We start from the raw sequence: 25,079 nt of genomic DNA on the forward strand, positions 1-25,079 counted from the left end.
TGATGCCTTCGCATCGGTTGGTCGGTCTCAGCGGGTCGCTCGGCACGTCGCTCACAGGGGCAGCGGTGTCGAGGCCAGGACGCTGAGCAGCATCGGCGCCACACCGAGCAGGAGGAACGCAGGCAGGGTGCACACACCGAGCGGGATGAGCAGTCGTGTCGAGAGCTTCGCCGCACGCAGGCGGCCGTGCACCCGCGCGGCATGCCGATCCTGCGCTGCGGACGCTCGAAGGAGCTCCACCGCGGGCACGCCGGCTGCTCGGGACAGCTCGAGCACGGATCGGATGCCCTCCTCGGTCCCCCCGCCGGCCGAGCTCTCGGCGACCAGACGGAGGGCGCGGTCGATGGAGGCGCCTCCGGCGAGCGCGACGGCCACCAGTTCGGCTCGCATCCCGGGCGTGCCAGGCTCGGGCGCAGCGCGGCGGAGCAGCCGCCGCGTCCACAGCCGAGCTGCGAGCACGAGGAGAAGGCCCGTGACCACGCAGGCGGCACCGAGCGGATTGCCGACGATGACGCCGACGGTGTCGAAGCCGAGCGCGAACCCGAGAAGAAGTCCCGCGAGCGGCATCCACAGCAGCAGGCGCGCTGTTCCCGCGGGCTCGGCGAGTGCGATGCGCACATCGTCGGCGGCGGACGCGGCGTCGCGCAGAGATTCGGCGATGATCCGGAGCACCTCGGCAAGCGGAGCACCGACCGTGGTGGCGATCTCCCATGCGGCCGCGAGGTCGACCCAGGCCCCACCCTCGGCCTCGATGGCGTCGAGCAGGGGAACGCCTCCCTCCACCCGCTCGGTCACGGCCAGCGCATGCGGGTCGCCGATGTCGGCGAGGTGCCGCCAGGCGACGACCGGCACCGCTCCCGCCTGCAGCAGGACGGCCAGGGTCTGCACCGAGGTCGCGGCATCGCTCGCCCCCGTCTCACTCGCAGGGGGCGCAGGGCGTCGCCGGATCACCACGGCGTGACCTCCTCGATGTCCAACCGGTCGCCCGCCATCACGAGTCGTCCGGCCTGCCGGATCCGACGGACGCCCCCGGGAGCACGGTGGAGATGCAGCACCACCGTGAACGCACTCACCGCCTGCCGCGCGAGGGCGACTGCATCCATCCCGGCCAGCGCACCGAGGGCCTCGAGCCGGGCCGGCACATCGCGGAGCCCGCTGGCGTGCATCGTGCCGGCGCCGCCGTCATGTCCGGTGTTGAGCGCGGTGAGCAGCTCTCGGACCTCTTCCCCGCGGCATTCGCCCACCACCAGACGGTCCGGCCGCATCCGCAGTGACTCGCGCACCAGCCGAGCCAGCGTGATCCCTCCCGCTCCCTCGACATTCGCCTGACGCGCCTCGAGGGCGACGTGATGCGGGTGGCGCGGACGGAGCTCTGCGACATCTTCGATCGTGACGATGCGCTCGGTCGCCGGGACCTCGGAGAGCAGCGCGGACAGGAGCGTCGTCTTGCCCGTTCCGGTGCCGCCTGTGATGAGGATGTTGGCCCGTTCGGCCACGAGCCCGAGGAGCCAGGCCTGCTGACGTGCGCCGAAGGAGCCGAGCGCAGCGAGCGCCTCGAGGTCGGCCGCCCGCACCCGAGGGATGCGGATCGAGAGCGCGGTGCCCATCGTGGACACCGGAGCGAGGACGGCATGCACGCGGATGCCGGAATCGAGACGGACGTCGACGCACGGGGCCTGGTCGTCGAGATGGCGCCCGCCGAGACCGACGAGGGCGACGGCGAGGTCGCGGACCTCCCGCTCCGACGCCCGCCATCCGCTCACAGGATCGGCGCCGCTGCCTCGGTCGACGAACAGACCCGCCGGGCCGTTGACGAAGACATCGGTGACGGCGTCGTCGATGTGGGCGATGAGCGCACCGAAGGCGGGGTCGAGGCGCAGCGGCTCGGGAGCGGCATCCATCGCGCCCGTCACCGGTGCCGCGCCACGGGGCTGGATGACGAAGGAATCGGGCATACCGCGAAGGTAAGCGGCCGGGACGGCGCGAGCGATCGGATACGCCAACGCGGCTCAGGCACTGTGCAGAAGACTCGTGGTCGTCGGCCGGTGCAGGAGGCGGAGAGGTCCGGGACGCCGCGAACGGGAGCGCTCCCAACGGAATGGGCGGCATCTCACGGGGGGAATGAGATGCCGCCCACGGCGATGCACGATTGGGGGAATCGGGCATGCCAAGGCCGGAATGAGATTTCGGCTGTCGTCGAGTGTACGCAAGGCAACCGTCCTGACAAAACCGGTGCGACTACCGACTTTCGGCAGTATGCGATGTGTGGCCCCGCGGATAGATTCACCCTGACCGCGCCGTCCACCCCCACGGCCAGGTTCGAACGACCCGAATGCCGCAAAGGAGCGCCTGCCGATGAGCAGCCAGATCGACCACCTTCTCGACGAGACCCGGCGGTTCGCACCGTCGGAGGAATTCGTCGCCCAGACCATCTCATCGCCCGAACTCTACGAGCGCGCCGCTGCCGATCGCGAGGCGTTCTGGGGCGAGCAGTCCCGCGACCTGGTGCACTGGCACAAGCCGTTCACGCAGGTTCTCGACTGGACGAACCCGCCGTTCGCGAAGTGGTTCGACGACGGCGAGCTGAACGTGGCGTACAACTGCCTCGACCGGCACGTCGAAGAGGGCAACGGCGACCGGGTCGCTCTGCACTGGGAGGGTGAGCCCGGGGATTCCCGGCGCATCACTTACGCCGAGCTGACCGCAGAGGTCAAGCGGGTCGCCAACGTCCTCGAAGGGCTCGGCATCGGCCAGGGCGACCGCGTCGCGATCTATCTGCCCATGATCCCCGAGGCGATCGCCTCGATGCTCGCCGTCGCCCGCGTCGGTGCGATCCACTCCGTCGTGTTCGGCGGATTCAGCGCCGACAGCCTCCGCTCACGCATCGACGACGCCGGAGCGAAGCTCGTCATCACCGCTGACGGCGGCTACCGCAAGGGCCGTGTGTCCGCTTTGAAGCCGGCGGTGGATCAGGCGCTCGCCGACCGCGGCGATGGCGAGCAGCAGACCGTCGAGCATGTCTTGGTGGTCCGGCGCGGCGAGAACGAGGTGGACTGGGTCGAGGGACGCGACCTGTGGTGGCACGACGTGGTTCCCGCGGCGTCCGCCGAGCACACGGCCCAGGCCTTCCCCGCGGAGAACCCGCTGTTCATCCTCTACACGTCGGGCACCACCGGGAAGCCCAAGGGCATCCTGCACACCTCGGGCGGTTACCTCACCCAGGTCGCGTACTCGCACAAGTACGTGTTCGACCTGCATCCGGAGACCGACGTCTTCTGGTGCACGGCCGACATCGGATGGATCACCGGACACAGCTACGTCACCTACGGTCCGCTCGCGAACGGCGCGACCCAGGTGCTCTACGAAGGCACGCCCGACGCCCCGCACCCCGGCCGCTGGTGGGAGATCATCGAGAAGTACAAGGTCTCGATCTTCTACACCGCGCCGACGGCGATCCGTTCGTTCATGAAGATCGGCCGCAGCGTGCCGAAGAAGTTCGACCTGTCGTCGCTGCGACTGCTCGGTTCGGTGGGTGAGCCCATCAACCCCGAGGCGTGGATGTGGTACCGCGAGGTCATCGGTGCCGGCAAGACGCCGATCGTCGACACGTGGTGGCAGACCGAGACCGGAGCGATCATGGTCTCGGCCCTCCCCGGCGTCACCGAGACCAAGCCCGGATCCGCGCAGGTTCCGCTTCCGGGGATCTCGATCGATGTCGTCGACGAGCAGGGTGTCGAGGTCGGCAACGGCAACGGCGGACTCCTCGTGATCACCGAGCCCTGGCCGAGCATGCTGCGCGGAATCTGGGGCGACCCGGAGCGCTACCGCGAGACGTACTGGGAGAAGTTCGAGGACCAGGGCTACTACTTCGCGGGTGATGGAGCCCGACTCGACGAGGACGGCGACCTGTGGCTGCTCGGCCGCGTCGACGACGTCATGAACGTCTCGGGGCACCGTCTCTCCACCGCCGAGATCGAGTCGTCGCTGGTCGCGCACGAGGCGACGGCTGAAGCCGCCGTGGTCGGCGCATCGGACGAGACGACCGGACAGGCGGTGGTGGCCTTCGTCATCATCAAGGAGAGCTACCTCGCCGAGCACGAGCCCGCGGGCCTCGCCCAGCTGCTGCGCCTGTGGGTCGGAGAGCAGATCGGGGCGATCGCCCGCCCGCGCGACGTGTACATCGTGGGCGAGCTGCCGAAGACCCGCTCCGGCAAGATCATGCGACGTCTCCTGCGTGACGTCGCCGAAGGCCGCGAGGTCGGGGACACGACGACGCTGGCCGACACCGCGGTGATGAGCATCATCTCGGCGCAGGTCAAGTAGGACTCCCCCGTAGACGAAGAACGCGCCTTCCCGATCCGGGGAGGCGCGTTCTTCGTGTGCGGCACGGACGTGCCGGATGGCCGAATGCTCAGGCGAGGATGAAGGTCACTTCGACCTCGACAGGGCTGCCGAGGGGAAGCTCCGCCACACCCACGGCCGCACGCGCATGACGCCCGGCGTCGCCGAAGATCTCGCCGAGGACCTCGCTGGCGCCGTTGATGACGCCCGGCTGCCCCGTGAAGTCTGCGGCGGAGGCGACGAAGCCGCCCACGCGGAGCACTCCGCCGATGCGGTCGACGCCGCCCGCGGCATCCGCTGCCGCGGCAAGGGCGTTCAACGCACAGGTGCGCGCATACGCCTTCGCGTCTTCCGCCGAGACCTCGGCGCCGACCTTGCCGAGGGCAGGGAGCGCACCGGAGACGAACGGGAGCTGGCCCGAGGTGTAGACGAGACCGTCGTGCACGACCGCCGGGACGTAGGCGGCGACGGGAGCGGCGACCGCGGGCAGCTCGATGCCGAGTTCGGCGAGGCGGGCGGAGACGCTCATGCCTGGCCTCCCTCGAACTGACGGGCGGCCTGCTCCGCCGCGGCCAGACCGGCGTTGGCGGAGGCATCCGCGTTCACCGGACGCTTCAGGTAGGCGACGAGACCGCCTTCGGGACCCTGCACGACCTGCACGAGCTCCCAGCCCTGCTTGCCCCAGTTGTTGAGGATGGCTGCCGTGTTGTGGATCAGCAGCGGCGTGGTGAGGTACTCCCACGTGGTCATGGCACTCCTGTCGATCGGGGCGCGACACCGTGATTGCGGGCCGGCTCGTCAAAGGTGGTATTCAGGGAACTCCCCTACGATCAAGCGTATGCCCCAAAAGAATCGCACGGTGAGAGGCGTGCTCGGCGGTCTCGTCGGGCTCGTCGGCTTGAGCGCCGTCGCCGGCCTCCTGGTCGCTGCCAGCGTCACGCCCGTCCTCACCATGACCGGTCTCGCCGGCGCCCAGGCACTGACTCTCTTCGACCAGCTCCCCGAGAACCTCAACCCGGGTACACCGATGGAGCAGTCGACGATCTACGCCACGGACCCCGACGGCAAGCCGGTCGAGCTGGCCTCTTTCTACGAGCAGAACCGCATCCCGGTCACGTACGAGCAGGTGGCCCCCGTGCTGTACGACGCCATCCTCTCCAGTGAGGACAAGAGCTTCTACAGCCACGGCGGCGTCAACCTCGGCGCGACCGTGAAGGCGCTCGTCGACAACGTGCGCGGCACCTCCAGCCGAGGCGCTTCCACGATCAGCCAGCAGTACGTGAAGAACGTGCTGATCCAGGAGTGCGAGCAAGACGTCGACCGCGCCTCCGAGACCTACACGGACGACCTGCGCAAGTGCTTCGAAGACGCGACCAACGCCAGCGGTAACGAGGGCATCGAACGCAAGCTGCAGGAGATGCGCTACGCGATCCAGGTCGAGAAGGACTTCTCCAAGAACGACATCCTGCTCGGATACCTGAACATCGCGAACTTCGGCGGCACGGTGTACGGCATCGAAGCCGCATCGAAGTACTACTTCAGCACGAGTGCCGCGAAGCTCACGGTCGCGCAGGCGGCGACCTTGGCCGGCATCGTGCAGAACCCCAACACGTACCGCATCGACATGCCGCAGGGCACCACGACGAACGAGGCCGGTGAGGCGCTGAACACCGCCGACAGCGGCTACTCGCTCACAAAGGACCGTCGCCATTACGTGCTGGGCCGCATGCTCGCCGACGGCAAGATCACCCAGGCGCAGTACGACGAGGCGGATGCCTCCGAGATCACACCGACGCTGAAGCAGCCCACGCAGGGCTGTGCGGCGGCCGGCGTCAACGCCTACTTCTGCCAGTATGTGCGGTCGATCGTGCTCGACGACGAAGCATTCGGTAAGACTCCCCAGGACCGCGCCGACCTGCTCCGTCGCGGCGGCCTGAAGATCTACACCTCGCTGGACTACAACATTCAGAATCCGGCCGCACAGGCGATGCGCGACATCGTCCCGGCGAACTACGACAACGACTACTTCGGCGCTGCCGGCGTCTCGATCGAGGTCGGCACCGGTCGCATCCTGTCGATCACGCAGAACACGCAGTTCGACGAGACCACCACCGACGATCTCGGGAAGACCTCGCTCGTCTTCGCCGGCGACCAGAAGCACGGCAACTCCGGCGGTTTCCAGGTCGGCTCGGTGTACAAGCTGTTCACGCTGATCGACTGGCTCGAGAAGGGGCACTCCGTCAACGAGGTGCTCAACGGGCGTGTGCAGACGAACTTGAAGATCCCCGTCTGCGAGAGCCCGCAGACCGCGAACACCAAGGAGATCGGCAACTTCGGCGGCGGCGGCGGCTACACCGCGAGCGTCATGGACTTCACGCGACAGTCACTGAACAGCGGCTACTTCGCGATGGCCTCGAAGCTCGACATCTGCGAGATCAACCAGGTTGCCGATCGGATGGGTGTCACTCTCGCCAGCGGCAAGAAGGTCACCGACGAGAACGTCCCCTACGACGTGCTCGGCCCGAAGAACATCTCCCCCATCGCCATGGCGAACGCCTACGCCACGGTCGCGAGCGGCGGCAAGTACTGCACCCCGCGAGCGATCGACCGCGTGGTCGGCCCCGACGGCGCGGAGCGCGAGCTCCCGGCCGCATCGTGCACCGACGGCGTGATCTCGCCTGAGGTCGCCGCAACCGCCGCTTACGCGCTCAAGGGCGTCATGGACGGCGGAACCGGTCGCGACGCGAATCCCTATGACGGGACCCCGCTGATCGGCAAGACCGGAACGCACGACCGCTGGTCCACCATGATGATCGAGTCCAGCACCGAGGTCGCCACGGCGGTCTGGGCGGGACGCTGGAAGGGGCAGTCGGACATCTACCAGAAGTGGGCAGGGAACTACCAGCTCAACGGGATGCGCTACCCGCTGGCCAAGGCCGCGCAGGCAGCCGCCAACGCGACGTACGGGGGGAAGGACTTCCCGCGTCCGGATGACAAGCTCACCCGACGGGTGATGACCGAGGTCCCGAACGTCGTCGGCATGACCGTCGAAGAGGCGGAGTCGACTCTCAAGAGCCGGGGCTTCGGCGTGTCCGTCGGTGCCGCCGTCGACAGCGACAAGCCCACGAACGTCGTCGTCGCGCAGGACCCGCAGGGACAGACCGCAGGCGGGTCGACCATCACGATCTCGCCCAGCAACGGCCAGGGCACCACCGTTCCCGCCGGCCTGGTCGGTATGTCTCGATCCGATGCGTCGGCAGCGCTCACCGCTGCGGGATTCACGTCGATCGCCATCGACAACTCGTGCAACCCGCCGACCGCGGTGGTGTCCGCCACGGACCCGGCACCAGGCACGGCGACCAGCAAGTCCACCGCCGTCACCGTGACGTGCAAGTGACCGCTCGCGGCGCTGCGCACCCGGCCCTCATCGCGCTCGGCGCGGTGGGGGCCGTCGGTGCGGCCGCAGCGGTCTGGGGCATCGGCATCGAGCGCTACCTGTTCACGGTGCGCGAGGCGACCGCATCCGCGCTCCCTCCCGGTTCGGCCCCCTTGCGTATCCTGCACGTGTCGGACGCGCACATGGCGCCCTGGCAGCACCGCAAGCAGGACTGGCTGGCCTCGCTCGCCGAACTGAAGCCGGACCTCGTCGTCAACACCGGCGACAACCTCGGGCACGCGAACGGCTTGGAAGGCATCCGCCGCGCGTTCGACCCGCTCGCGGGCATCCCCGGGGTGTTCGTGCACGGATCGAACGACGTGACCGCTCCGTCTCCCCGCAACCCTCTGCGCTACTTCCTCGGGCCGTCCAAGAAGCAGCCTGAGCCGGAGCACCTCGACACCGCGGCGATGGACCGGTACTTCACGGACGAGCTCGGGTGGACCGACCTGAACAACGCCGCGGCGCGTCTCACCCTCGCCGGCACAGCGGTCGACCTCTTCGGCGTGAACGACGCCCACCGCGACTGGGACCGCCTCGACGTGCTGCCGGACGCCATCGGCGCGCTCGGTCCGCGTGACGCCGGCACACCGATGCTGGGCGTCACCCACGCGCCGTACCAGCGCGTGCTCAACGGGTTCACGGATCTCGGCGCCGACGCGATCCTCGGTGGCCACACCCACGGCGGCCAGGTGTGCCTCCCCGGCTATGGCGCCCTTGTGGCCAACTGCGACATCCCCCTCAAGCAGGCCAAGGGACTGAGCACGTGGTCGCACGAGGGCCGCACGGTGCCGCTCAACGTCAGCGCCGGTTGCGGACACTCGATCTACGCGCCGGTCCGCTTCGCCTGCCGCCCCGAGGCGACGCTGCTCACGCTCACCGCGCGGGACTGATCGCCGGCTCGATTCGGCGCACGGAGCATTTCCCTGTAGACTCGGAGGGTTGCAAACGGGGTGTGGCGCAGCTTGGTAGCGCGCTTCGTTCGGGACGAAGAGGTCGCAGGTTCAAATCCTGTCACCCCGACCAGTGACACCGGAAGGCCGCCCCCACAGGGGCGGCCTTCTCTGTATGGGGAACACGCAGAAGGGGAAGGGAAAGCATGGGATCTCTGCTTCCGCCCCCGCGCCGGTTCACCCGCGTGTGGGCTCTCGCTCTCGGCATCCCGTTCCTCCTGGGCCTTGCGGCTCTCACCCTCACACCGTCTCGGGTCGAGCAGGTCATGCCCAATCTCCTCGATCTGACCCTCCACGCCGCGCACCGCCTCGGCTGGGATTCGCTCGACTTCACTCGACTCGAGATCATCGCGAACATCCTGGTGTTCGTGCCCGTCGGCATCCTCGCCTTCGTCCTGCTCCCCCGCCGGGTGTGGCCGCTCGCCCTGCTGGTCGGGCCGCTGCTGTCGCTCGGGATCGAGACCGCGCAGCGCGTGGCGCTGCCGCATCGGGCGGCCACCGTGACCGACGTCGTGGCGAACTCGACCGGCGCGCTCGTCGGCGTCGTGTTCGCCGTCCTCTGCACACTGCTGCTTGCTTCACGACCCTCCCAGCGGCCACCTTCTAGGCTGGAGACATCATGACCGTGCCCACACTCGTCGCCTTCGATCTCGATGACACGCTCGCCCCTTCCAAGGGGCTGATCGACCCACGCATCGCCGCGCTGCTGCGCAGCCTGCTGCGTTCGGTCGACGTCGCCATCATCTCCGGCGGCAACGAGGCGCAGTTCCGCAGTCAGGTGCTCTCGCGCCTCGGCGATGCGGATGCCGCCGACCTCGCCCGCCTGCACCTGCTGCCGACGTGCGGTACGCGCTACCTCCGCCACGACGGGACCGACTTCACACCGGTGTATGCGCACGACCTCAGCGACGAGGACAAGCAGGCCGCGTTGACGGCGCTGCGCGAAGAGGCCGAGCACCTGGGGCTGTGGGAGGCCGAGCCCTGGGGCGAGATCCTCGAGGACCGCGGCTCGCAGATCACTTTCTCCGCACTGGGGCAGCGCGCGCCGCGCGAGGCGAAGCACGACTGGGATCCCACGGGGACCAAGCGCGCGGCTCTTCGTGCCGCCGTCGCCGCTCGCCTTCCCGGACTCGAGGTCCGCTCCGGCGGATCGACATCCATCGACATCACCCAGGCCGGCATCGACAAGGCCTTCGGGATGCGGCAGCTCGCCGAGCACACCGGCATCCCTCTCACCGCGATGCTGTTCTACGGCGACCGACTCGACGAGGGCGGGAACGACTACCCGGTCCTTGCCATCGGAGTGCCGTCCGTGGCCGTCGACGGCTGGGAAGACACTGCGGACAAGCTCGACGGCCTCCTGCGGACGCTCTGACCTCGGGGGCGTCCTGCGACGTTCTGCCGCCCCCTGGTCCTAACATGGCGTCATGGATGCCCTGCTGATCGTCGTCATCACCGCCGCGGTCGCCAGCGCCGTGTGCTGGATCCTCTCCCTGATCACACGCGACACCTCGTGGGTCGACCGGGCATGGTCGATCGTTCCCGTGGTCTACGTGTGGATCTTCGTGGCCGGCGCCTTCGCGCACGGCGACGGCTCCGTGCGTGTCGTACTCATGGGGGTGCTCGCGACCGTCTGGGGCGCACGCCTGACGTTCAACTTCGCGCGCAAGGGCGGCTACACGGGCGTGGAGGACTACCGGTGGGCGATCCTGCGCGGGCGCATGCGCCCGTGGCAGTTCCAGGTCTTCAACGTGCTGTTCATCATCGGCTACCAGATGACGCTGCTCGTGCTCATCACGCTGCCCGCCCTGGTCGCGGCCGAGCATCCCGCAGCCCTTACCGGGTGGGATGCACTGTTCGTCGCTGCGTTCCTCGGGTTCCTCCTCGGCGAGACCGTTGCCGATCAGCAGCAGTGGCGCTTCCACCAGCGCAAGAAAGAGGCAGGGGGCACGCTCGCCCCGGGGTTCCTGACGACCGGGCTGTTCCGCTTCAGCCGCCACCCGAACTTCTTCTTCGAGCAGGCGCAGTGGTGGGCGTTCTACGCGCTCGGGGCGACGGCTGCGGTCGCCGGCGGTGCGGGCTTCGTCGGCGGGGCGCTCAACCCGACCATCGTCGGTCCCGCCCTGCTGACGGTGCTGTTCATCGGGTCGACCATCTTCACGGAGTCGATCACCGCATCCAAGTACCCGGCCTACGCGGAGTACAAGCGCTCGACCTCGATGCTCATCCCGTGGCCGCCGCGTGCGCGCGCCGTGGCCCCGCAGTCCTGAGACGGCGAAACCACCGCGCGGCCGACGCGATCAGTGCGTGCGCGCCCCGGCGTTCGCGCGGGCGACCGGCACCAGACGGGTGAGCTGGGTGACGTGACCCGGCTCGAGCTCGGCCAGCGAAGAGACGCCCAGCAGCCGCATCGTGCGTTCGATCTCGCTGCGCAGGATGGCGATCGTGCGGTCGACGCCCTGGCGCCCACCGGCCATGAGCCCGTAGAGATACGCGCGACCGATGAGCGTGAAGTCGGCGCCGAGAGCGACCGCGGCGACGATGTCGGCGCCGTTCATGATCCCGGTGTCGATCATGACGGTGAAGTCGTCGCCGACAGCCCGCCGTACCTCGGGCAGCAGGTGGAACGGGATGGGCGCGCGGTCGAGTTGGCGCCCACCGTGGTTCGACAGGACGATGCCGTCGACGCCCGCATCACGCAGACGCACGGAGTCCTCGACGTTCTGCACGCCCTTGATCACGATCTTGCCGGGCCAGATGTCGCGGATGACGGCGAGGTCGTCGTAGCTGATCGTCGGATCCATCGCCGCATCCAACAGCTCGCCGACTGTGCCGCCGGTGGTGCTCAGCGACGCGAACTCCAGCTTGGGGGTGGTGAGGAAATCGAACCACCACCAGGGACGCGGGATCGCGTTGATGATCGTGCCGAGCGTCAGCTGCGGCGGGATGCTGAAGCCGTTGCGCTTGTCGCGCAGACGAGCACCGGCGACGGGGGTGTCCACGGTGAACTGCAGGGTGTCGAAGCCGGCCGCGGCCGCGCGTCGGGTGAGCTCGTAGGAGATCTCGCGATCACGCATCACATACAGCTGGAACCAGTTGCGCCCGTCCGGGTTCGCAGCCTTCACGCCCTCGATCGACGTGGTGCCGAGAGTGGAGAGTGTGAACGGGATACCCGCGGCAGCGGCCGCACCGGCTCCGGCGACCTCGCCCTCGGTCTGCATCAGGCGCGTGAACCCGGTGGGCGCGATGCCGAACGGCAGGGCCGACGGACCTCCGAGGATCTCGGTGCTCGTGTCGACATCGGGTGCCGGACGCAGGATACCGGGGTGGAACTCGACGTCCTGGAAAGCCTGACGCGCTCGGGTGAGGGAGAGCTCGCCCTCGGCCGCACCGTCCGTGTAGTCGAACGCGGCCTTGGGAGTGCGCCGCTTGGCGATCAGACGCAGATCGTCGATGGTCAGCGCGGCGTCGAGGCGGCGCTTGCGGCCATCGAGCTCGGGCTTCTTGAACTTCATGAGATCGAGCAGTTCGACGGGGTTGGGAAGCTGGCGCTGCACCATGATGTGCCTCTCAGTTCTGGGGATGGATGTCGCGGGTGAGCCCCGCGGACGTGTAGTAGCCGGTGATGTGCGTGCGGACGAGGGTTCGAGCAGCCTCGACATCGGCGGCATCGATCGCGGCGACCAGTGCGTGGTGCTCGGCGCGGAGCCTGGTCGCCATCGCCGCCCAGTCCGGGATCGCCGCGGCCCCCGCCTGCACGTAGGACTCGATCGAGGAGCGCAGGCCCGCCATCATCGCGGCGATGACGGTGTTCCCGCTCGCTTCCGCAAGCGAGAGGTGCAACTGGGCGTCGAGGGCGAGGAACTCCCCGGCGGACAGGCCGACGGCATCCATCGCCTCGAGCAGCTCATGAGCTCGTGCGGTGTCGCGATCGGGCGAAGTGGCCAGGGCGGTGACGACCGCGTCTTCGAGGACGAGGCGGGTGCGCACGACATCATCCAGCGCGAAACCCTGAGCCGCCACCTGCAGCCGCAGCAGCGCCGACATGCCACCGGTCGGCGTGGCGATGACGATGGCGCCGGACTGCGGACCGGAACCGGTCGCGGTGCGGATGAGTCCCATCACCTCGAGCACGCGGAACGCCTCGCGGACGCTGGACCTGCCGACGCCGAGCTCGGTCGAGAGATCTCGCTCCGACGGCAGACGGTCACCGGGCCCGAGTCGGCCGTCGAGCAGGTCGCGCTCGATGTGCTCGAGCACGAGCTGCCAGGCGCGCGCCGGCTGGTCGCTCATCGGTCCTCCTGTGGTCTGACCACAGGTTAGCGCGTGTGGTCAGACCACGCAAACGAGCGCGCTCGATCGCCCCGCTGCACGCGCTGCGGGCCGGGTGCCGGGCGATCAGCCCAGGCGTCCGCCGGACTCCTGGAGGTAGCAGGTGCCGCACAGGGACTCGTACGTCGTCAGCTCCGGCGAGGCCGACCCGATGGCCCCCTCGTCGATGGCGACCTGATCGCCGTCGAACACGAAGCGCCCGCCGACGACCCGGCCGTTGAACACGGCCTTCCGCCCACAGCGGCAGATCGTCTTGAGCTCCTCCAACGAGTGCGCGATCGCGAGCAGTCGCGCGGAGCCGGGAAAAGCATGCGTGAGGAAGTCGTTGCGGATCCCGTACGCCATCACCGGGATGCCGTCTTCCACCGCGATGCGGAAGAGGTCGTCGACCTGAGGCGGCGTGAGGAACTGCGCCTCGTCGATGAGAAGGCAGGCGACATCGGTGGGTCCCGCCGGGAGCAGCTCGTCGTCCGACGAATGCTGCATGCGCGCACGGTGCTCCGCGAAGAGCACTCGCGCGTCGTCGTCGGGGCCGATCAGGAAGTCGACCGGACGGGTGACGCCGAGCCGACTCTCGATCTCGGACGCCCCCTTGGTGTCGATCGCGGGCTTCGCCAGCAGCACGTGCTGGCCGCGCTCCTCATAGTTGTAGGCAGCCTGGAGCAGCGAGGTCGACTTGCCCGAGTTCATCGCGCCGTAGCGGAAGTAGAGCTTCGCCACGGTCCGGACTCAGACGTTGATGCCGAGGGTGGCGGCGGTCGCCTCGGTGTACTGCTCCGCCAGCGCCGCATCCTTGTTCAGCTTCTCGCCGAACGTGGGGATCAGGGCGCGGAGTTCCGGCTCCCAGTGCGGATACTCGTCCGGGAAGCAGGCCTTGAGCAGCTCGAGCATGATCGGGACAGCGGTCGAAGCTCCCGGAGAAGCACCGAGGAGCCCGGCGATCGATCCGTCTGCCGATGAGACGATCTCCGTGCCGAACTGCAGGATGCCGCCCTTCTTCGGGTCTTTCTTCATGACCTGAGCACGCTGACCGGCGTCGATGAGAGTCCAGTCCTCGTCCTTGGCCGTCGGCATGAACGTGCGCAGGCTGTCGACCTTCTTGGCGTGGTTCTTCAGCAGCTCACCCACGAGGTACGTGATCAGATCGGGGTTCTTCACCGCGACCTGCAGCATCGGCAGCAGGTTGTGCGGGCGCACCTGCGAGACGATGTCGAGCATCGATCCGTTCTTGAGGAACTTCGGGCTGAACGTCGCGAACGGCCCGAACATGAGCGAGGACTCACCACCGACGACGCGGGTATCGAGGTGCGGAACCGACATCGGCGGAGCGCCGACGGATGCCTGCGAGTAGACCTTCGCCTTGTGCTGCGCGACGACCTTCGGGTTCGTGGTCTTGAGGAACTGGCCGCCGATCGGGAAGACGCCGTAGCCCTTGATCTCAGGAATGCCGGAATTCTGCAGCAGCTTGAGCGCCCAGCCACCCGCACCGACGAACACGAAGCGCGCCTTGATCTCGTTCGGCGTGCGACCGATGGTGGTGCGGTACTTGACCAGCCAGCCGCCGTCCTTCTGCTTCTTGAGGCTGCGCACCTCGTGGTTCGTGCGCAGCGTGACACCCGACTCGGTCAGGTGGTCGAAGAGCTGGTGCGTCAGGGCTCCGAAGTCGACATCGGTGCCGGCCGGCACGCGCGTCGCGGCGAACGGCTCACCCTTGCGGCGCTGCTGCATGAGCAGCGGCGCCCACTTGTTGATGACGCGGGAGTCCTCGCTGTACTCGATGCCGGCGAACAGGGGCTGCTCCTTGAGCACCTCGTAGCGGGCCTTGAGGTAGGCGACATCCTTCTCGCCGCGGACGAACGTCATGTGCGGAGTCGCGTTGATGAACGTCGACGGCGCGTCGAGCACACCCTTCTCGACCAGCGACGACCAGAACTGACGGCTCTGCTGGAACTGCTCGTTGATCGACACGGCCTTCGCCGGGTCGAGCGGAGCGTCGCCCTGCTGCGGCATGTAGTTCAGCTCGCACAGGGCGGCGTGCCCCGTGCCGGCGTTGTTCCACGGGTTCGAGCTCTCCTGAGCCACATCGGAGAGTCGCTCGAAGGCGACGATCTTCCACTCCGGCTGCAGCTCATGCAGGAGAGTACCCAGGGTGGCGCTCATGATGCCACCGCCGATCAGGACGACATCGACGTTTTCTGTCACCGAACCAGTCTAGTTCGCGGGCACGGGGTCGCAGACCATGCGTCCGACCCTGCCAGACCGGTTCGACATGGCGGGGATACCGTCAGGCTATGACCAGACGCTCCGCGAGGACCTCGGCGATCTGCACGGCGTTCAGCGCCGCACCCTTGCGCAGGTTGTCGTTGCTGATGAAGAGGACGAGACCCTTGCCCTCAGCTGCCGACTGGTCGGCACGGATGCGGCCGACGAAGCTCGGGTCCTTGCCCGCCGCCTGCAGCGGGGTCGGAACCTCGTCGAGTACGACGCCGGGAGCCGCGCTCAGGACCTCGCGGGCACGCTCGGGCGTGATGTCCCGAGCGAACTCGACGTTGATCGACAGCGAGTGACCGGTGAAGACCGGGACGCGCACGCACGTGCCCGCCACGCGGAGGCCGGGGAGTTCGAGGATCTTGCGGCTCTCGTTGCGGAGCTTCTTCTCCTCGTCGGTCTCGTTGTCGCCGTCGTCGACGAGGTTGCCGGCGAACGGGATCACGTCGAACGCGATCGGTGCGACGTACTTCTCGGGCTCGGGGAAGTCGACCGCCGAGCCGTCGTGCACGAGACGCAGGGTGTCACCCTGAGCGAGCACGCCCTCGACCTGGCCGAGCAGTTCCTGCGCACCGGCGAGGCCGGAGCCGGAGACCGCCTGGTACGTCGACACGATCAGACGCTCGAGGCCGGCCTCGGCATCCAGCGCCTTCAGCACCGGCATCGCGGCCATCGTGGTGCAGTTCGGGTTCGCGATGATGCCCTTGGGGCGCTCATCGATCGCGTGCGGGTTCACTTCGCTGACGACGAGCGGAACCTCGGGGTCCATACGCCAAGCGCTGGAGTTGTCGACGACCACGGCACCGGCAGCGGCGAAACGCGGCGCGTAGGCACGGCTCGCGGTGGCCCCGGCGGAGAACAGGGCGATGTCGATGCCCGCGGCATCCGCCGTCTCGACGTCTTCGACGATGACCGTCGCCCCACCGAACTCGATCGCGGTGCCGGCGGAACGTGCGGAGGAGAACAGGCGCAGGTCGCGGATCGGGAACGACCGCTCGGCGAGAATCTCGCGCATCACGGTGCCCACCTGGCCGGTGGCGCCGACGATGGCGACGGAGAGTCCTGATTCGGAGATGCGGGTCATGATGTTCCTTGGCGTCGTGCGGTGCGGCGTACGAGGCTTCGGGCGCGGCGTCGGGATGCGGATGCTGCGCCTGGCGCCGGTGTCAGGGTTTCGGTGAGTCTACCGCGGTCCGAGGCGATGCGGCTTCCACGCTGCACACGCCCGCACAGTCGGCAGGAAAGCGAAGGCGGATGGCAGAGATCAGCGTCCGGTGCCGGCGTGGACCGTGGCGTCGGAATCCCCGTCGAGTCCGTAGGCGGTGTGCACGGTGCGCGCGGCCTCGGTCAGGTCGGTGTCGCGCAGGACCACCGAGATGCGGATCTCGGACGTCGAGATCATCTCGATGTTGATGCCGCCGGCGGAGAGCGCCTCGAACAGCGTCGCGGAAACGCCGGAGTGAGTGCGCATACCCGCACCGACGACGGAGAGCTTGCCGATCTGGTCGTCGTGGATCAGATTCTGGAAGCCCACCTCGGTCTGATCCCCCGCCAGCGCCTTGAGCGCTGCCGCGGCATCCGCCTTGGGGACGGTGAAGGAGATGTCGGTGCGCCCGGTGGCCGAGACATTCTGCACGATCATGTCGACGTTCGCGCCGGACTTGGCCACGATCTTGAAGATCTCGGCGGCCTTGCCGGGGACGTCGGGCACGCCCGCGACCGTGATCTTGGCCTGGCTGAAGTCGGTGGCGACCCCGGCGACGATCGGTTCTTCCATGACTGCTCCCTCGGCTTCGCGAGGGTTCTTCATACCCTCGCCCAGAACGTACGTGCCCTCGGCCGACGAGAACGTCGACCGAGCGTGAATGAGGACCCCGTGACGGCGCGCGTACTCGACGGCGCGGATGTAGAGCACCTTGGCGCCGTTGGCGGCGAGCTCCAGCATCTCCTCGCTCGAGACGTGATCGAGCTTCTGCGCCTTCGGGATCACGCGCGGATCGGCGGTGAAGATGCCGTCCACGTCGCTGTAGATCTCGCACACGTCGGCGTCGAGCGCGGCGGCGAGGGCGACGGCCGTGGTGTCCGACCCCCCGCGACCGAGCGTGGTGATGTCGCGGGTGTCGCGGTTGAAGCCCTGGAATCCGGCGACGATCACGATCGCCCCCTCGTCGAGAGCCTCGCGCAGACGCACGGGAGTGACATCGACGATGCGGGCGGCACCGTGCTGCGAGTCGGTGATCATGCCCGCCTGGCTGCCCGTGAAAGAGCGCGCCTCGAAGCCCATCGAGTGGATCGCCATGGCCAGCAGCGCCATCGAGATGCGCTCTCCGCTGGAGAGGAGCATGTCGAGCTCGCGCGGCGCGGGAATCGGGGCGACCTCGTTGGCGAGCTCGAGGAGCTCGTCGGTGGTGTCGCCCATGGCGCTGACCGCGACCACGACGTCGTGACCGGCACGACGGGTGTCGACGATGCGCTTGGCGACGCGCTTGATGCTCTCTGCGTCGGCGACGGACGAGCCGCCGTACTTCTGCACGATGAGGGCCACGATCACTCCCTGGGATGTCGGGCGGATCCGCCCACGCTCATTCTACGATCGGCGCGTATGCCCCGTTGTGCATGTGTCACGGGGCGCGCGTGGGTCAGAGTGCGGGAGGGAGCGCCTGCGGAGAGACCGGACGCAGACGGCCACCGGTGGCGGCGAACCAGCAGCCGACGATGATCAGCGGGAACCCGAGCAGCAACCCGGGCGTCAGCGGCTCGGCGAGGACGATCGCCCCGAGGATGATCGCGACCACCGGATTCACGTAGGTGAACAGCGGGGCGCGCACCGGTCCCACCTCGCGGATGAGGGCGAAGAACGCGAGGAACGCTACGGCCGTGCAGATCACGGCGAGCGCGAGGAGCGCGGCGATCGAGGGCAGCGTGGGGACCTCGTGCTGCGTGAGCAGACCGATCGGGAGGTAGAAGATGCCGATCATGAGCAGCGACAGGGTGATGGTGCCCAGCGAAGGGACGTCGTTGAGCTTGCGCGCCACGATGAACGGGGCGATCGCGTAGAGCACCGCCACCAGCAGGACTTCGCCGGCCGCCAGCAGGCTGACCTCGCCACCGAAGAGACCGGGACCGGCGACCACGATCGCGACGCCGATGAAGCCGACGAGCAGGCCGATTCCGCGAGTGGGCCGCAGCACCCCACGGTCGCCGCCGCCGAGAGCGATCAGCGCGGCGAAGAGCGGAACCGTCGCCACCAGCAGACCGGTCATGCCGGAGGGAAGCGTCATCTCGGCATGTCCGAGCAGCAGGAAGGGACCGGCCATCTCGACGGCGCCGAAGGCCAGCACCCACGGCCAGTGCTTCAGCGCAGCCCGAAGCGCGCCGCTGCGGATGGCGAACGGCAGGAGCAGCAGGGCGGCGATGAGAGTGCGCCCGGCGACGATCGCGGGCGGCGAGAACGACTCGACCGCGACGCTGATGAACAGGTACGGCACGCCCCACAGCAGGGCCATGGCCCCGAAGAGAAGCCAGCCACGACGCGAGAAGCCCGCGTTCGGGGTCACAGGATGCGCCGGCCCTCGAAGGCACGACCGAGGGTGACCTCGTCGGCATATTCGAGGTCGCCGCCGACCGGGAGCCCGGAGGCGAGCCGGGACACCGTGATCTGCATCGTCGTGAGCAGCCGACTCAGATAGCTCGCGGTCGCCTCCCCTTCGAGGTTCGGGTTGGTGGCGAGGATGACCTCCTGCACCGTGCCGTCGGCGAGGCGCGTCATGAGCTGCGCGATGCGGAGGTCGTCGGGCCCGACGCCGGCGATGGGGCTGATGGCCCCGCCGAGCACGTGGTAGAGCCCGCGGAACTCGCGCGTGCGCTCGATGGCCGCGACGTCTTTGGCGTCTTCGACCACGCAGATCAGCGTCTGGCTGCGGCGCGGGTCGCGACAGATGGCACACCGCTCCTGCTCGGCGACGTTGCCGCAGATCTCGCAGAACCGCACACGGGTGCGGATCTCGCTGAGGAGTTCCGCGAGACGGGCGACGTCGAACGTCGGCGTCTGCAGGATGTGGAACGTGATCCGCTGGGCGGACTTCGGGCCGATGCCGGGCAGGCGACCGAACTCGTCGATCAGCTCCTGAACGATGCCGTCATACATCAGTTGAACCTCGTCGGGGGCTCGTAGGGCTCTTCACGCAGGAACGTCGCGCCGAGCACCTGGCGGATCACGGCCTCGCCGTAGCGTTGAACTCCCCCGACCGAAGGAGCGCGCTCGATGACGACCGGTGGGGCTGCTGCCGCGCGCTGCGCCTGCGGGGCGGGCTGCTGCTGAGGAGCAGCCCGTGGAGGCACTGGCTCCCGCGGAGCAGGCTGCCGCGAGACCGGCGGCTCGTACGAAGGATCGTAGGGCGGCTCGTCATCGAAGGCCGGAGCCTCATCGTCGCCCGGAAGCGGAGGTTCGTCACGATCGACCGCACCATCGGATGGCGGGACGGGAGCGGATGCCGCTGCCTCGACCTCTTCGGGCTCCTCGTCGACGGGGAGCGGCGAAGACGGCGCGGGCGGGGCGCTCGCCGGCTCTTCCTGCGCGGTGGGGATCGGTGCGACCGCCCATTCGGTCACCGCGGATGCCGACGAGCCACGGACCTGCGAGCGGGAGGAACTCGCTGACGCAGGCTCCGATGCGGCAGCGGAATCGGCGGGCGCCGAGGGACCGGATGCCGCCGACTGGCGTGGAGCACCACCGGCAGGCATCGGTGCAGGAAGGTACTTCACCCGCACCCCGAGCTCGTGCTCGATCGCCGACCGCAGGTGGTCGGAGGGACCGGAACCGGGGGTCGTGCCCTTGAACTTTGCGACGTCGTGCTGGCTCGTGAAGCCCAGCGTCAGCACCTCGGTGTCAGTGACGTAGGCGAGCGGCTGCACGGCCGTGGCCAGCAGCCAGGATGTGCGGCTGATGCCTTCGAGCCGGGTGAGGACAGCGGGCCAGGACGCACGGATGCTGTCGAACGTGACCGGTCCTCGAGGAGCGGGAGGTTCGGTGGCAGACGGTTCGGTGGCAGACGGTTCGGCGGCAGCAGGCTCGGTCGCGGTCGTTTCCTGCGCGGGCGCCTCGGCCCCGGCTGAACTCGGCGCCGCGGGTGTGGCGACGGCAGGCGCGGACGCAGGTGGCGTGTCCGACACCGATGGAGCGGGAGTGGGCACCGAGGCCGCAGGCGCCGAAACAGGCGCCGACGCTGCCGTGGGCCGCGTGGGCGCCGGGGCGCGCTCGGCAGGGGGAGCCGCCGGCGCCGCAGCGGCAGCATCCGTCGCACTGGCGAGCACACGCGCCACCATGAGCTCGAGATGCAGGCGCGGGGATGTCGCCCCCGACATGTCGTCGAGGGCTGCGCTCACCACGTCGGCGGTGCGGGACAGGCGCGCGGCACCGAAGACCTCTGCCTGGCCGCGCATGCGCTGCAGGTCGTCTTCGGCGATCCCACGCAGGACGGCCGAAGCGCCGGCACCGACGGCCGCGATGACGATCAGGTCGCGCAGCCGTTCGAGCAGGTCGTCGACGAACCGCCGCGGGTCTTGACCGGTCTGCACGACACGGTCGATGGCGGGGAACGCGGCGGCGGCGTCTCCGGCGGCGAGCGCGTCGACGATCTCGTCGAGGAGGGCACCGTGCGTGTAGCCGAGCAGAGAGACGGCACGCGCGTAGCCGACCGTGACGGTCTCGGAACCGGCGGGTGCGTCGGATCCGGCGATGAGCTGGTCGAGCAGCGAGAGCGTGTCTCGCGGAGAGCCGCCGCCCGCGCGGACGACGAGCGGCAGCACGCCCTGCTCGACGATCACGCCCTCTTCAGCGCAGAGCTTCTCGACGTACTCGAGCATCGCTGCGGGCGGCACGAGACGGAACGGGTAGTGGTGTGTGCGGGAGCGGATCGTGCCGAGGACCTTCTCGGGCTCGGTCGTCGCGAAGATGAACTTGACGTGCTCCGGGGGCTCCTCGACGAGCTTGAGCAGCGCGTTGAACCCCTGTGGGGTGACCATGTGCGCCTCGTCGAGGATGAAGATCTTGTACCGGTCGCGGCTGGGCGCGAAGGTCGCCCGCTCGCGCAGGTCACGGGCGTCGTCGACGCCGTTGTGGCTGGCCGCGTCGATCTCGACGACGTCGAGCGATCCCCCGCCGGCGCGCGACAGCTCGACGCAGCTCGGGCAGACGCCGCACGGCACGTCGGTCGGCCCCTCGGCGCAGTTCAGGCAGCGCGCCAGGATGCGCGCCGAGGTCGTCTTGCCGCAGCCGCGAGGGCCGGAGAACAGGTACGCGTGGCCGACCCGATCGCCGCGCAGCGCCGTCATGAGCGGGTCGGTCACCTGGGACTGCCCGATCATCTCGCCGAACGTCTCGGGGCGGTAGCGGCGGTAGAGGGCTGTGGTCACCTCAACAGCCTACGGCGTGCCGCCGACCTTCGGCGGGTCGGCCGATCCACGGCGTCCGGCAGCGTCAATCGGTCGACTCGATCACCGGGATGGCGGTGGTGATGACGGGGACGGATGCCGACATCCGGGTGCCGTCGTCGCGGCGGGCGTCGGCGAACTGCCGCAGCGTCGGACGCCCGGGGATCAGCGGTCCCTGATCCGCCAGCGGCACGACGACCTCGTCCTCCACGGTCGCGAAATACGCGGTGTCCCGCACGCTGAAAGGCACCGGGGGGCCGCTGCGCACCTGCACGCGCAGCTCGTCCTTGGTGACCGAGACGTGCAGCGTGGATCCCTGCCACTGCAGCGGGAACGACAGCGACGGCCAGTCGGCCGGCAGGCGTGGATCGAAGCTCAGGTCGCCGGCATAGTCACGCATGCCGCCGAAACCGCACACCAGCGCCGTCCACACGCCACCGGCGGAGGCCACATGCACGCCGTCGGCCGCGTTGTGGTGCAGGTCGTGCAGGTCGACGAACAGCGACTGCTCGAAATACCTCTGCGCGAGATCCTGGTACCCGACCTCCGCGGCGAGGATCGACTGCACGACCGCCGAGAGCGTCGAGTCGCCCGTGGTCAGCGGATCGTAGTAATCGAAGTCGGCCTTCTTCTCCTCGGGCGAGAAGTGGTTCCCCTGCAGGAACAGCGCCAGCACGACATCCGCCTGCTTGAGCACCTGGAACCGGTAGATCACCAGCGGGTGGAAGTGCAGCAGCAGCGGTCGCTGCTCGGCGGGCGTGTTGGCGAGATCCCAGACCTCGCGCTCGAGGAACAGCGAGTCCTGCGGATGGATGCCGAGGCCCTCGCTGTAGGGGATGTACATCGCCTCCGCCGCGCGGTCCCACGCCTCGGCCTCGCCGACGCCGAGCCCCGTGCGATCGACGAGCTTCACATAGTCCTCGGGGTGGCTCTCCTTGATCTCGCGGACGATCTTCGCCGCGTAGCGGAGGTTGTAGCGCGCCATGACGTTCGTGTAGAGATTGTCGTTGACGACCGTGGTGTACTCGTCGGGCCCCGTGACGCCGTGGATGTGGAAGGTCTCGATCCCGTCGCCGGCATCCGCCTCCTCCACCAGCCGCGAGGCACGCCAGAAGCCGAGAGTCGCCCACAGCCGCGCGGTCTCGATCGCGATGTCGGCGCCCTCGCGCCGGAGGAACTCCTCGTCACCGGTCGCGCGCACGTACTTGCCGAGCGCGAAGCTGATGTCGGCGTTGATGTGGTACTGCGCGGTACCGGCCGCGTAGTACGCGGAGGCCTCCTCGCCGTTGATGGTGCGCCACGGGAAGAGCGCCCCCGCCTCGTTGAGCTGTGCGGCCCGGCGACGCGCAGCCGGGAGCATCTTCACCCGCGCCCGCAGTGCGTTGTATGCCCACCGCGGCGTCGTGTAGGTGAGGAAGGGGAGCACGTAGATCTCGGTGTCCCAGAAGTAGTGTCCGCTGTATCCCGACCCGGAGACGCCCTTCGCGGGGACGCCGGCGCCGTCTGCGCGGGCGGAGGCCTGAGCCAGCTGGAAAAGGCACCACCGGGTGGCCTGCTGCAGGTCGTCGCGGCCACCGATCTGCACGTCGCTGCGCTCCCAGAACGCATCGAGCCAGGCCCGCTGACGCTGGAAGACCGTCTCGACGCCCTCATCGGCCGCGCGGTCGAGCGAACGACGGCAGCGATCGACGAGCTCACGCGGCGGTACGCCCCGCGAGGTGTGGTAGCTGACGAGCTTCGTGACCGTGATGGGGACGCCGGCCTTCGCCTGCACGCGGAACACGTTCTTCGCGATGTCGGGCTCCACGAGCGTGCGGGCGTTGTACTCGTTCTCGGTCTCGACCACGTGGTCGGCCACGACGGCGACCGTCATCCCGGAGTCGGCGACCCGGTACGACAGCGCGGAGCGCAGCCCGTCCTGCCAGTGCTCGGCAGGCTCCAGCACGCGGTCGGCGATCTTCTCGGCCTTGCGAGGATCGAAGGCAGCGGCCTTCGTGCCGATCGGAGTGCCGGCGTACACGCCCGCACCGTCCTGGCGGTTCAGCAGCTGGCAGCTGATGGTGACCGGGGCATCGGCGTTCTCGACGACGACCTCGAGCCGCAGCACGGCGAGGTGCCGCTCCTCGAAGCTCACGATGCGCTCGTCACGCATGCGCACACGCTTGCCCGACGGGGTCTCCCAGACCACGTGACGCTCCAGCACTCCGGTGCGCAGGTCGAGCGTGCGGCGGTACTCGCGCACGTCGGCGTCGTCGAGGGAGATGGGTTCGTCGTCGACGTAGACGCGCATGACCTTGGCGTCGGGAGCGTTGACGATCGTCTGCCCGACCTCGGCGAAACCGTAGGCCTGCTCGGCGTGCCGGATCGGCCACGTCTCGTGCAGCCCGTTGATGAACGTGCCGTGCTCCTGCGCGCCGCGGCCCTCGATGTGGTTGCCGCGCAGGCCCAGGTAGCCGTTGCCGACCGAGAACAGCGTCTCGCCGACGCCCTCCTCCGAGTAGTGCGTGTCGATCAGTCGCCAGGGGTCGACGGGGAAGCGGTCGCGGTCGATCATGCGGTCTCCGGGATGTCGGTGCGGGTATCGGGGACGAACACGGCCAGGTCGTCGACGACGACGGTGGCGCCGGCGGCACGGAGCGCATCGGCACCGGCACCGCGGTCGACGCCGATCACGCTCGCATAGCCGGCGGCAGCGGCGGAAGCGGCCCCGGAGGTGGCATCCTCCACGGCGACCGAGCGGGCCGGGTCGACACCGAGCGCCACCGCGCCCGCGGCGAACATGTCGGCGGCGGGCTTCGACGCGAGACCGTCGCGCTCGGCCACGACCCCGTCCACGACGATCCGGAAGAAGGAGCGGATGCCGGCGGCGGCCAGCACCTCCTCGGCGTTCTTGGAGCTCGACACCACGCCGAGCGGGATGCCGGCGGCATGCAGAGCCTCGACGACCGCGAGTGAGCCCGGGTACGGCGCGATGCCCTGCCCGCGCAGCGACTGCGCGAAGGCGGCGTTCTTGCGGTTGCCGATCCCGCAGATGGTCTCGGCCGAGGGGTCGTCATCGACCTCGCCCCAGGGCACCTCGACGTTGCGACTGCGCAGCAGACTCGCCACTCCGTCGTAGCGCTTCTTGCCGTCGACGTAGTCGTAGTAGTCGGCATCGGTGTACGGCGACGTGATGCCCCAGCGGGCGAACACGTCGTCGAACACGACCTTCCAGGCGCGCATGTGCACCTCGGCGGTCGGAGTGAGCACGCCGTCGAGGTCGAACAGTACGCCGTCGGCGTGGAACAGGTCGGGCAGTGCTTCTGGCACAGAGCCTC

21 protein-coding genes and 1 tRNA gene are annotated in these 25,079 nt (G+C 68.9%); 7 read left to right on the forward strand and 15 right to left on the reverse strand.

Annotated elements, in window-relative coordinates:
• Window positions 1-51: 51 nt before the first annotated feature.
• Together OC372_RS06380 and OC372_RS06385 are read right to left on the reverse strand one after the other, a co-directional pair.
• The gene (locus OC372_RS06380; RefSeq protein WP_181156313.1) at window positions 52-954 is read right to left on the reverse strand and encodes a type II secretion system F family protein; all 903 of its coding nucleotides are present in this window, start codon (window positions 952-954) and stop codon (window positions 52-54) included.
• On the reverse strand, window positions 948-1,955 hold the full coding sequence (locus OC372_RS06385) for a TadA family conjugal transfer-associated ATPase (RefSeq protein ID WP_262001262.1): 1,008 nt from the start codon (window positions 1,953-1,955) through the stop codon (window positions 948-950). The genes OC372_RS06380 and OC372_RS06385 overlap by 7 nt, the downstream gene beginning before the upstream one ends.
• A gap of 400 nt (window positions 1,956-2,355) precedes the next feature.
• Between OC372_RS06385 and acs the strand changes: the two genes are divergently transcribed.
• Window positions 2,356-4,323: an acetate--CoA ligase gene (gene acs / locus OC372_RS06390; protein WP_262001263.1), complete on the forward strand. Its 1,968-nt coding sequence runs from the start codon at window positions 2,356-2,358 to the stop codon at window positions 4,321-4,323.
• A gap of 88 nt (window positions 4,324-4,411) precedes the next feature.
• On the opposite strand, the gene OC372_RS06395 is transcribed toward acs, so the two are convergent.
• Entirely contained in the window at window positions 4,412-4,870 is a 459-nt protein-coding gene (locus OC372_RS06395) for a RidA family protein (RefSeq protein WP_029261052.1), read from the reverse strand.
• Window positions 4,867-5,091, reverse strand: a complete 225-nt coding sequence (locus tag OC372_RS06400; protein ID WP_029261050.1) for a hypothetical protein — start codon at window positions 5,089-5,091, stop codon at window positions 4,867-4,869. Before OC372_RS06400 ends, OC372_RS06395 begins: the two co-directional genes overlap by 4 nt.
• An 88-nt stretch (window positions 5,092-5,179) precedes the next feature.
• Between OC372_RS06400 and OC372_RS06405 the strand changes: the two genes are divergently transcribed.
• The 6 genes from OC372_RS06405 to OC372_RS06430 all read left to right on the forward strand — a co-directional run bounded on the left by OC372_RS06405 (window position 5,180) and on the right by OC372_RS06430 (window position 11,000).
• Window positions 5,180-7,738 (forward strand): penicillin-binding protein, encoded by a 2,559-nt coding sequence (locus OC372_RS06405; protein WP_262001264.1) that lies wholly within the window; start codon window positions 5,180-5,182, stop codon window positions 7,736-7,738.
• On the forward strand, window positions 7,735-8,670 hold the full coding sequence (locus OC372_RS06410) for a metallophosphoesterase (protein WP_262001265.1): 936 nt from the start codon (window positions 7,735-7,737) through the stop codon (window positions 8,668-8,670). Before OC372_RS06405 ends, OC372_RS06410 begins: the two co-directional genes overlap by 4 nt.
• Before the next feature lie 56 nt (window positions 8,671-8,726).
• Window positions 8,727-8,803, forward strand: a tRNA-Pro gene (locus OC372_RS06415).
• A 73-nt stretch (window positions 8,804-8,876) separates the two neighbouring features.
• Window positions 8,877-9,353: a VanZ family protein gene (locus OC372_RS06420; protein WP_262001266.1), complete on the forward strand. Its 477-nt coding sequence runs from the start codon at window positions 8,877-8,879 to the stop codon at window positions 9,351-9,353.
• Window positions 9,350-10,105, forward strand: coding sequence for an HAD-IIB family hydrolase (locus OC372_RS06425; RefSeq protein WP_262001267.1), 756 nt, complete (start codon window positions 9,350-9,352; stop codon window positions 10,103-10,105). The genes OC372_RS06420 and OC372_RS06425 overlap by 4 nt, the downstream gene beginning before the upstream one ends.
• 52 nt (window positions 10,106-10,157) lie before the next feature.
• Window positions 10,158-11,000, forward strand: coding sequence for a DUF1295 domain-containing protein (locus OC372_RS06430; protein WP_262001268.1), 843 nt, complete (start codon window positions 10,158-10,160; stop codon window positions 10,998-11,000).
• A 30-nt stretch (window positions 11,001-11,030) separates the two neighbouring features.
• Here OC372_RS06430 and OC372_RS06435 read toward each other — a convergent pair whose 3' ends face one another.
• The 11 genes from OC372_RS06435 to OC372_RS06485 form a co-directional block, all read right to left on the reverse strand.
• Entirely contained in the window at window positions 11,031-12,290 is a 1,260-nt protein-coding gene (locus OC372_RS06435) for an alpha-hydroxy acid oxidase (RefSeq protein WP_262001269.1), read from the reverse strand.
• Between the two features lie 10 nt (window positions 12,291-12,300).
• The gene (locus OC372_RS06440) at window positions 12,301-13,023 is read right to left on the reverse strand and encodes a FadR/GntR family transcriptional regulator (RefSeq protein ID WP_262001270.1); all 723 of its coding nucleotides are present in this window, start codon (window positions 13,021-13,023) and stop codon (window positions 12,301-12,303) included.
• Window positions 13,024-13,128: 105 nt separating this feature from the next.
• A complete protein-coding gene (locus tag OC372_RS06445; protein ID WP_262001271.1) occupies window positions 13,129-13,782 on the reverse strand; it encodes a thymidine kinase in 654 nt (217 codons plus the stop codon).
• 9 nt (window positions 13,783-13,791) lie between these two features.
• Window positions 13,792-15,264, reverse strand: coding sequence for a malate:quinone oxidoreductase (locus OC372_RS06450; protein ID WP_262001272.1), 1,473 nt, complete (start codon window positions 15,262-15,264; stop codon window positions 13,792-13,794).
• 82 nt (window positions 15,265-15,346) lie between these two features.
• Window positions 15,347-16,414, reverse strand: a complete 1,068-nt coding sequence (locus OC372_RS06455) for an aspartate-semialdehyde dehydrogenase (protein ID WP_029261040.1) — start codon at window positions 16,412-16,414, stop codon at window positions 15,347-15,349.
• 180 nt (window positions 16,415-16,594) lie between these two features.
• Window positions 16,595-17,875, reverse strand: a complete 1,281-nt coding sequence (locus OC372_RS06460) for an aspartate kinase (protein ID WP_029261039.1) — start codon at window positions 17,873-17,875, stop codon at window positions 16,595-16,597.
• A gap of 94 nt (window positions 17,876-17,969) precedes the next feature.
• Window positions 17,970-18,887, reverse strand: a complete 918-nt coding sequence (locus OC372_RS06465) for a DMT family transporter (protein ID WP_029261038.1) — start codon at window positions 18,885-18,887, stop codon at window positions 17,970-17,972.
• Window positions 18,884-19,477 (reverse strand): recombination mediator RecR, encoded by a 594-nt coding sequence (recR, locus tag OC372_RS06470; RefSeq protein ID WP_029261037.1) that lies wholly within the window; start codon window positions 19,475-19,477, stop codon window positions 18,884-18,886. Before recR ends, OC372_RS06465 begins: the two co-directional genes overlap by 4 nt.
• The gene (locus OC372_RS06475; RefSeq protein WP_262001273.1) at window positions 19,477-21,744 is read right to left on the reverse strand and encodes a DNA polymerase III subunit gamma and tau; all 2,268 of its coding nucleotides are present in this window, start codon (window positions 21,742-21,744) and stop codon (window positions 19,477-19,479) included. The genes recR and OC372_RS06475 overlap by 1 nt, the downstream gene beginning before the upstream one ends.
• A 64-nt stretch (window positions 21,745-21,808) precedes the next feature.
• On the reverse strand, window positions 21,809-24,316 hold the full coding sequence (locus OC372_RS06480; RefSeq protein WP_029261035.1) for a glycoside hydrolase family 65 protein: 2,508 nt from the start codon (window positions 24,314-24,316) through the stop codon (window positions 21,809-21,811).
• Window positions 24,313-25,071, reverse strand: a complete 759-nt coding sequence (locus tag OC372_RS06485) for an HAD family hydrolase (RefSeq protein ID WP_036302886.1) — start codon at window positions 25,069-25,071, stop codon at window positions 24,313-24,315. The genes OC372_RS06480 and OC372_RS06485 overlap by 4 nt, the downstream gene beginning before the upstream one ends.
• Window positions 25,072-25,079: the final 8 nt, after the last annotated feature.

Source organism: Microbacterium sp. Mcb102 (assembly GCF_024519805.1).
Taxonomy (GTDB): Bacteria; Actinomycetota; Actinomycetes; order Actinomycetales; family Microbacteriaceae; genus Microbacterium.

Bases quoted from the DNA above. Each gene is read 5' to 3' on its own strand.
- OC372_RS06420 (WP_262001266.1), top strand. From the start codon at position 8,877: ATGGGATCTCTGCTTCCGCCCCCGCGCCGGTTCACCCGCGTGTGGGCT.
- acs (WP_262001263.1), top strand. From the start codon at position 2,356: ATGAGCAGCCAGATCGACCACCTTCTCGACGAGACCCGGCGGTTCGCA.
- OC372_RS06400 (WP_029261050.1), bottom strand. From the start codon at position 5,091: ATGACCACGTGGGAGTACCTCACCACGCCGCTGCTGATCCACAACACG.
- OC372_RS06425 (WP_262001267.1), top strand. From the start codon at position 9,350: ATGACCGTGCCCACACTCGTCGCCTTCGATCTCGATGACACGCTCGCC.
- OC372_RS06385 (WP_262001262.1), bottom strand. From the start codon at position 1,955: ATGCCCGATTCCTTCGTCATCCAGCCCCGTGGCGCGGCACCGGTGACG.
- OC372_RS06480 (WP_029261035.1), bottom strand. From the start codon at position 24,316: ATGATCGACCGCGACCGCTTCCCCGTCGACCCCTGGCGACTGATCGAC.
- recR (WP_029261037.1), bottom strand. From the start codon at position 19,477: ATGTATGACGGCATCGTTCAGGAGCTGATCGACGAGTTCGGTCGCCTG.
- OC372_RS06405 (WP_262001264.1), top strand. From the start codon at position 5,180: ATGCCCCAAAAGAATCGCACGGTGAGAGGCGTGCTCGGCGGTCTCGTC.
- OC372_RS06430 (WP_262001268.1), top strand. From the start codon at position 10,158: ATGGATGCCCTGCTGATCGTCGTCATCACCGCCGCGGTCGCCAGCGCC.
- OC372_RS06395 (WP_029261052.1), bottom strand. From the start codon at position 4,870: ATGAGCGTCTCCGCCCGCCTCGCCGAACTCGGCATCGAGCTGCCCGCG.
- OC372_RS06455 (WP_029261040.1), bottom strand. From the start codon at position 16,414: ATGACCCGCATCTCCGAATCAGGACTCTCCGTCGCCATCGTCGGCGCC.
- OC372_RS06435 (WP_262001269.1), bottom strand. From the start codon at position 12,290: ATGGTGCAGCGCCAGCTTCCCAACCCCGTCGAACTGCTCGATCTCATG.
- OC372_RS06440 (WP_262001270.1), bottom strand. From the start codon at position 13,023: ATGAGCGACCAGCCGGCGCGCGCCTGGCAGCTCGTGCTCGAGCACATC.